This is a genomic window from Kitasatospora sp. NPDC058243, assembly GCF_042882025.1.
Classification (GTDB): domain Bacteria; phylum Actinomycetota; class Actinomycetes; order Streptomycetales; family Streptomycetaceae; genus Kitasatospora.
Genome location: NZ_JBHVWW010000012.1, coordinates 155,213 through 161,924, shown reverse-complemented (window position 1 = coordinate 161,924; position 6,712 = coordinate 155,213). Strand labels below are relative to the sequence as shown.

The following is a 6,712-nucleotide window of genomic DNA, read 5'->3' as shown; positions in this document are numbered from 1 at the left end:
CGATGGTACTGCAGGGGGGACCCTGTGGGAGAGTAGGACGCCGCCGAACAATCATTCACAGAGAACCCCCATCCGGGAAACCGGATGGGGGTTCTCTGCATTTCCGGGGCTTTGGGACTTCAAGGTCTCAGAGCTGGGGAAGGCCTCAGAGCTGGAGTTTGAATCCGACGTGCGACGGGACGAAGCCGAGCTTCTCGTAGAAGCGGTGGGCGTCGGTGCGGGTCGCGTCGGAGGTGAGCTGGACGAGGTCGGCACCGAGCTCGCGGGAACGCTCGATCGCCCACTGGATCAGTTCGGTGCCGAGGCCGCTGCCCCGCTCGTCGGCGTGGATGCGGACGGCCTCGATGACGGTCCGGGTGGAGCCCTTCCGGGAGAGGCCGGGGATCACGGTCAGCTGCAGGGTGCCGACGGTCCGGCCGGCGCGCTCGGCGGCGACCAGGTGCTGGTGCGGGTCGCCGTCGACGCGGGCGAAGGCGGCACGGTACGGCGTGAGGTCGTCGGGGCTCTCGCGGGTGGCACCCAGGGCGTCGTCGGCGAGCAGGGCCACTATCGCCGGCAGGTCCTCCGCGGTGGCCCTGCGGATTGTCAGGTCAGTCATGATCAGAGGATAGGCGCGCCCTGTTTCCCGCACCCCGCCGCCGCTGCCCGTAGCGCCCCCTCAGGCCCCTTCTCGGGGGTGATCTGCCGTCACCCTCCGGGCTTGGCACTGGTGATGACGGCGAAGACGGCGCCGTGCGGGTCGTGGAACTGGGCGAGGCGGCCCACGCCGTGGACGTCCATGGCGGGGATCCGCACGGTGGCCCCGAGCTTGTCGGCGATGGCGAGGCTGGCGTCCACGTTGGGGACCTCGAAGTAGGGGAGCCAGTGCGAGGTGGTGCCGCGGGCGGTCTGTTCGGGGCCGAGCTGCATGATGCCGCCGTGGGCGTCGTCGCTGCCGGCGCCGGCGGGGGTGAGGACGGTGTAGGAGGTGCCTTCGAGCGGCACGTCCTGCTCCTGCCAGCTGAAGACGGTCCGGTAGAAGGTCTTGGCGCGTTCGGCGTCGATGCTGTAGCACTCGGCCCAGCAGAGGCTGCCCTCCTCGTTGACGACCTCCAGGCCGCGGGTGTCGTGCGGCTGCCAGACGGCGAACTCGGCGCCGGTCGGGTCGGTGTAGCCGGCCATCCGGCCCGCGGTGAAGACGTCGAAGGGGGTGAACCGGACGTGCCCGCCGGCCTGTTCGACGAGTTCGGTGGTGCGGTCGGCGTCGAGGGTGGCGAAGTACAGCGTCCAGGCGGGCAGGGAGCCCTCCTCGGCGAGCGGGCCGAGGGCGGCGACCGTCCGGCCGTCGAGCTGGAAGAAGCCGTACCCGCCGGCTTCGGGGCCGGCCGGGTCGAAGGTCCAGCCGAACAGGGCGGTGTAGAAGTCGACGGAGGCCCGGGTGTCGGGACTGCCCAGGTCGAGCCAGTCGGGGGAGCCGGGGCGGAAGGCGGTGTTGAGCATGGGCACTGCTCCTCGGACGGGGCCCGGACGGGCGCGATCGTCCCCCCCTGCCCGTCCCAGCCTGGCACCTCGGCGGGGGCGCTGCACGGCGGGGCGCTGCACGGCAGGGGCCCGCAGGCGCTCCTGCCGCAGGGGCGGTCGGGCGCGGGTGCGGGCTTGTCGTGGCCGGGCGGTACGGTGCGTAACGAAAGGTCCACCCGTACTGGTCGAAGGGGGTCCCGGTGGCCAGGCAGGCGCAGTCGGGGCAGGAGGCGCCGCGCCAGCTCGCGCAGGTCGAGGGCGTGCTGGAGCGGATCACGTACGCCAACGAGGACACCGGTTACACGGTGGCCCGGGTGGACACCGGCCGGGGCGGGAACGACCTGCTGACGGTGGTGGGCGCGCTGCTGGGAGCCCAGGTGGGGGAGTCGCTGCGGCTGCACGGGCGGTGGGGCTCGCATCCGCAGTACGGGCGGCAGTTCACGGTGGAGAACTACACGACGGTGCTGCCGGCGACGGTGCAGGGCATCCAGCGGTACCTGGGTTCGGGGCTGATCAAGGGGATCGGGCCGCGGTTCGCCGAGCGGATCGTGGAGCGCTTCGGGGTGGACACCCTGGAGGTGATCGAGAACGAGCCGGGCCGGCTGATCGAGGTGCCGGGGCTGGGGCCGAAGCGGACGAAGAAGATCGCGGCGGCCTGGGAGGAGCAGAAGGCCATCAAGGAGGTGATGGTCTTCCTCCAGGGGGTCGGGGTGTCGACCTCGCTCGCGGTGCGGATCTACAAGCAGTACGGGGACGCCTCGATCGGGGTGGTGAGGAACGAGCCGTACCGGCTGGCGTCGGACGTGTGGGGGATCGGCTTCCTGACGGCGGACCGGATCGCCCAGGCGGTGGGGATCCCGCACGACAGCCCGGAGCGGGTGAAGGCGGGGCTGCAGTACGCGCTGTCGCAGAGCAGCGACCAGGGGCACTGCTACCTGCCGGAGGAGCGGCTGATCGCGGACGGCGTGAAGCTGCTGCAGGTGGACGTGGGCTTGGTGATCGACTGCCTGGCGGAGCTGGTCGCGGCGGAGGGGGTGGTGCGGGAGTCGGTGCCGGGGGAGGCGGGCGAGGCGATCACCGCGGTGTACCTGGTGCCGTTCCACCGGGCGGAGATCTCGCTGGCCAACCAGCTGCTGCGGTTGCTGCGTTCGGATTCCGACCGGATGCCGTGGTTCGGCGGGGTGGACTGGCCGGTGGCGTTGGAGTGGCTGGCCAAGCGTACCGGGGCCGATCTCGCGCCGGAGCAGGAGCAGGCGGTGCGGCTGGCGCTGACCGAGCGGGTCGCGGTGCTGACGGGTGGTCCGGGCTGCGGCAAGTCGTTCACGGTGAAGTCGATCGTGACGCTGGCGCTGGCCAAGCGGGCGAAGGTGGTGCTGGCGGCGCCGACCGGGCGGGCGGCGAAGCGGCTGGCGGAGCTGACCGGGGCGGAGGCCTCGACGGTGCACCGGCTGCTGGAGCTGAAACCGGGTGGGGACGCCGCGTACGACCGGGACCGGCCGCTGGACGCCGATCTGGTGGTGGTGGACGAGGCCTCGATGCTGGATCTGATCCTGGCGAACAAGCTGGTCAAGGCGGTGCCGCCGGGGGCGCACCTGCTGTTCGTGGGGGACGTGGACCAGCTGCCGTCGGTGGGCGCCGGCGAGGTGCTGCGGGATCTGCTGGCGGAGGGCGGCCCGATCCCGTCGGTGCGGCTGACCAGGATCTTCCGGCAGGCCCAGCAGTCGGGGGTGGTGACGAACGCGCACCGGATCAACGAGGGGCGGCCGCCGCTGACGGACGGTCTGCCGGACTTCTTCCTGTTCGCGGAGGACGACGCGGAGTTGGCGGCTGGTCTGACGGTGGACGTGGTGGCGCGGCGGATCCCGCAGCGGTTCGGCTTCGACCCGCGGCGGGACGTCCAGGTGCTGGCGCCGATGCACCGGGGTCCGGCCGGGGCGGGGAACCTGAACACGCTGCTCCAGGGGGCGGTGACGCCGGCCCGGGAGGGGCTGGCGGAGCGGCGGTTCGGCGGGCGTACGTTCCGGGTGGGGGACAAGGTCACGCAGGTGCGCAACAACTACGACAAGGGGCGCAACGGGGTCTTCAACGGCACAGTGGGAGTGGTGACCGCCCTCAGCGTGGACGACCAGCGGTTGACGGTGCTCACCGACGAGGACGAGGAGGTGCCGTACGACTTCGACGAACTGGACGAGCTGGCCCACGCGTACGCGGTCACGATCCACCGCTCACAGGGGAGCGAGTACCCAGTGGTGGTGATTCCGGTCACCATGTCCGCTTGGACGATGCTCCAGCGAAACCTGCTCTACACCGCTGTGACCAGGGCAAGGAAACTGGTGGTACTGGTGGGGTCACGGAAGGCGATCGCCCAGGCCGTGCGGACCGTCAGTGCAGGTCGACGGCATGCGGCGCTCGATCATCGACTGGCAACTGGATGATTATCCAACAGGATGGTTGCCTCTAATGTTCTCTTGACGTGAAGAGATTTACGGCAGAGCCTAGGGTGGTGCCGATCTTGTCCGGTTCGTACCGGCTGCGGCAGCAGGTTTTGTAGGGGCGGGCCCTTTCGGGCCACCCCGGGTGCGCGGCTGTCCTCCAGATGGGGGATGGTAGAGACAGTCAGGGCACCTTGGAAGAGGATTCATTTCGTCGGTGAGGAAGACGTGAGCGACAACTCGGTAGTACTGCGGTACCAGGACGGCGAGTACGAGTACCCCGTCGTCGAGAGCACTGCGGGCAACGCCGGCTTCGACATCTCGAAGCTGCTCCCGCAGACCGGCCTGGTCACCCTGGACAACGGCTTCGGTAACACCGCCGCGTACAAGTCCGCGATCACCTTCGTGGACGGTGACAACGGCATCCTGCGGTACCGCGGCTACCCGATCGAGCAGCTCGCAGGGCAGGGCGGCTTCATCGAGACCGCGTACCTCCTGATCAACGGTGAGCTGCCCAACGCGGACCAGCTGGCCGAGTTCAACCGCGAGATCACCCAGCACACCCTGCTGCACGAGGACGTCAAGCGCTTCTTCCAGGGCTTCCCGCGGGACGCCCACCCGATGGCCATGCTGTCCTCGGTGGTCGGCGCGCTCTCCACGTTCTACCCGGAGAGCCACAACCCGTTCGACGCCGGCCAGCGTCACCTGTCGACCGTCCGCCTGCTCGCCAAGCTGCCGACGATCGCCGCCTACGCGTACAAGAAGGCGATGGGCCAGCCCTTCGTCTACCCGCGCAACGACCTGAGCTACGTCGAGAACCTCCTGCGGATGACCTTCGCCGTCCCCGCCGAGGACTACGAGCTCAACCCGGTGATCGTCAACGCCCTGGACAAGCTGCTCATCCTGCACGCGGACCACGAGCAGAACTGCTCGACCTCCACCGTGCGCCTGGTCGGCTCCAGCCACGCCAACCTGTTCGCCTCGATCTCGGCGGGCATCTCGGCGCTCTGGGGCCCGCTGCACGGCGGCGCCAACCAGGCCGTGCTGGAGATGCTGGAGAGCATCCAGAAGGACGGCGGCGACGTCGACGCGTTCATCACGAAGGTGAAGAACAAGGAAGCCGGCGTCAAGCTGATGGGCTTCGGCCACCGCGTCTACAAGGCCTTCGACCCGCGCGCCGCGCAGGTCAAGCTGCTCGCGCACGAGGTCCTCGGCCAGCTCGGCAAGAACGACGAGCTGCTGAACATCGCGCTCAAGCTGGAGGAGCACGCCCTCAAGGACGACTTCTTCATCTCGCGCAAGCTCTACCCGAACGTGGACTTCTACACCGGCCTGATCTACCGCGCCATGGGCTTCCCGACCAGCATGTTCACCGTGCTGTTCGCCCTCGGCCGGCTGCCGGGCTGGATCGCCCACTGGCACGAGATGATCAACGACCCGACCAGCCGGATCGGCCGTCCGCGCCAGATCTACACCGGCGTCGAGATCCGCGACTACGTCGCCCTCGGCGACCGCTGACGCTGCACCCGGAAGGGCCCGGTCGCCACTTGGCGGCCGGGCCCTTCCGCGTCCCCGTGCGGTGGGCCCGGGTGGGCGCCCGCGCTGGGGCGGAACCGTACGGCGCACGACTCCGGGGCCGGGCCGAAGCCGGGGACGGCCGCTCAAAGCGTCCCTGACCCGCCGCAACCCCGGCGTCGTGCGCGAAGGCCGTCAAGGTCGACGACCGTCCCGGGGCCCGCCGGAGCCCCGTCGGCGGCAGTCGGTGGAAGCGCGGGGACGCATTGCCGTTCGTCGCGTCCCCGCTCATCGGAAAACTGCCGCACTACCAACCTAAGACGTATCAGGGTGCGAGAAGTTACGCCCGGGGGGTGTGAGCTGCCTCTCGCCACGCTCCGTGTGCACCTCGTGCCGAGCCCATATCACACGTTCCCGCGCGCGCGACGTCACCCTCCCCGCAGTCACGGCAACCGAGCGTGATAGGAATCGTGGCATTCCGGTACGGACCGTCCCGCACCCTCGCAGCGTGGCGGCGGAGCTGGGGAGGGAGTGCGCAGATGGCCAGGAACGTCGTTGTCACCGGCGGTGGCACGGGAATCGGGTACGAAGTCGCGCGGCGGTTCGCCGAGGCGGGCGAACGGGTCGTGATCGTGGGCCGCCGCCGCGCGGTCCTGGAGAAGGCCGCGGCGGACCTCGGGCCGAACGTCACCCCGCTGGTGTGCGATCTCGCCGACCCCGATGCCGTCGAGGCCGCGCTCGCCGAACTGCCCGAGCGGATCGACGTCCTGGTCAACAACGCCGGCAGCCGGGAGACCGTGATCGGCGCCGGGCCGCACGCCCTGCTGGCCCGCTGGCGCGGCGACTTCGAGCGCAACGTGCTGACCGTGGTGCTGCTCACCGAGTCGATCCGGGACCGGCTCACCCCCGGCGCCGGCCGGGTGGTCACCATCAGCTCGATCGCCGCCCTGCGCGGGGCCGGCTCGTTCGGCGCGGCAAAGGCCTCGCTGCACGCCTGGAACCACTTCCTGGCCGCCCAGTTGGGCACCTCCGGGATCACCGCCAACATCGTCGCGCCCGGGACGGTGGCCGGCACCGAGTTCTTCGGCCCCCGGCTGGACGAGGCCGAGGTCTCCCGCCGGGCGGCCCGCACCCTGCTGGGCCGGATCGGGGAGACCGGTGAGGTCGCGGCTGCGGTCTACTTCCTGGCCTCGCCCGAGGCCGGGTTCATCACCGGCGAGATCCTGCACTGCAACGGCGGCGAGCTGCTCGGGCGGTGACGCGGT

5 protein-coding genes are annotated in these 6,712 nt (G+C 70.3%); 3 read left to right on the top strand and 2 right to left on the bottom strand.

Annotated features, from left to right (window positions below; all coding sequences use genetic code 11):
- Positions 1-145: 145 nt before the first annotated feature.
- Together ACFVX9_RS11725 and ACFVX9_RS11720 are read right to left on the bottom strand one after the other, a co-directional pair.
- Positions 146-598 (bottom strand): GNAT family N-acetyltransferase, encoded by a 453-nt coding sequence (locus ACFVX9_RS11725; protein WP_063349389.1) that lies wholly within the window; start codon positions 596-598, stop codon positions 146-148.
- Positions 599-687: 89 nt separating this feature from the next.
- Positions 688-1,479 (bottom strand): VOC family protein, encoded by a 792-nt coding sequence (locus tag ACFVX9_RS11720; RefSeq protein WP_387981437.1) that lies wholly within the window; start codon positions 1,477-1,479, stop codon positions 688-690.
- 221 nt (positions 1,480-1,700) lie between these two features.
- Here ACFVX9_RS11720 and ACFVX9_RS11715 point away from each other — a divergent pair, with 221 nt between their 5' ends.
- The 3 genes from ACFVX9_RS11715 (at position 1,701) to ACFVX9_RS11705 (ending at position 6,706) form a co-directional block, all read left to right on the top strand.
- Positions 1,701-3,935: an ATP-dependent RecD-like DNA helicase gene (locus ACFVX9_RS11715; protein WP_380377808.1), complete on the top strand. Its 2,235-nt coding sequence runs from the start codon at positions 1,701-1,703 to the stop codon at positions 3,933-3,935.
- Positions 3,936-4,160: 225 nt separating this feature from the next.
- Complete coding sequence (locus tag ACFVX9_RS11710) at positions 4,161-5,450, top strand: citrate synthase (RefSeq protein WP_063349392.1); 1,290 nt, start codon at positions 4,161-4,163, stop codon at positions 5,448-5,450.
- Between the two features lie 536 nt (positions 5,451-5,986).
- Complete coding sequence (locus tag ACFVX9_RS11705; RefSeq protein WP_063349393.1) at positions 5,987-6,706, top strand: SDR family NAD(P)-dependent oxidoreductase; 720 nt, start codon at positions 5,987-5,989, stop codon at positions 6,704-6,706.
- Positions 6,707-6,712 lie beyond the last annotated feature (6 nt).

What these genes read in the sequence shown, in the direction of transcription:
- ACFVX9_RS11725 (WP_063349389.1), bottom strand. Translation starts at nt 598, where the DNA reads ATGACTGACCTGACAATCCGCAGGGCCACCGCGGAGGACCTGCCGGCG.
- ACFVX9_RS11720 (WP_387981437.1), bottom strand. Translation starts at nt 1,479, where the DNA reads ATGCTCAACACCGCCTTCCGCCCCGGCTCCCCCGACTGGCTCGACCTG.
- ACFVX9_RS11705 (WP_063349393.1), top strand. Translation starts at nt 5,987, where the DNA reads ATGGCCAGGAACGTCGTTGTCACCGGCGGTGGCACGGGAATCGGGTAC.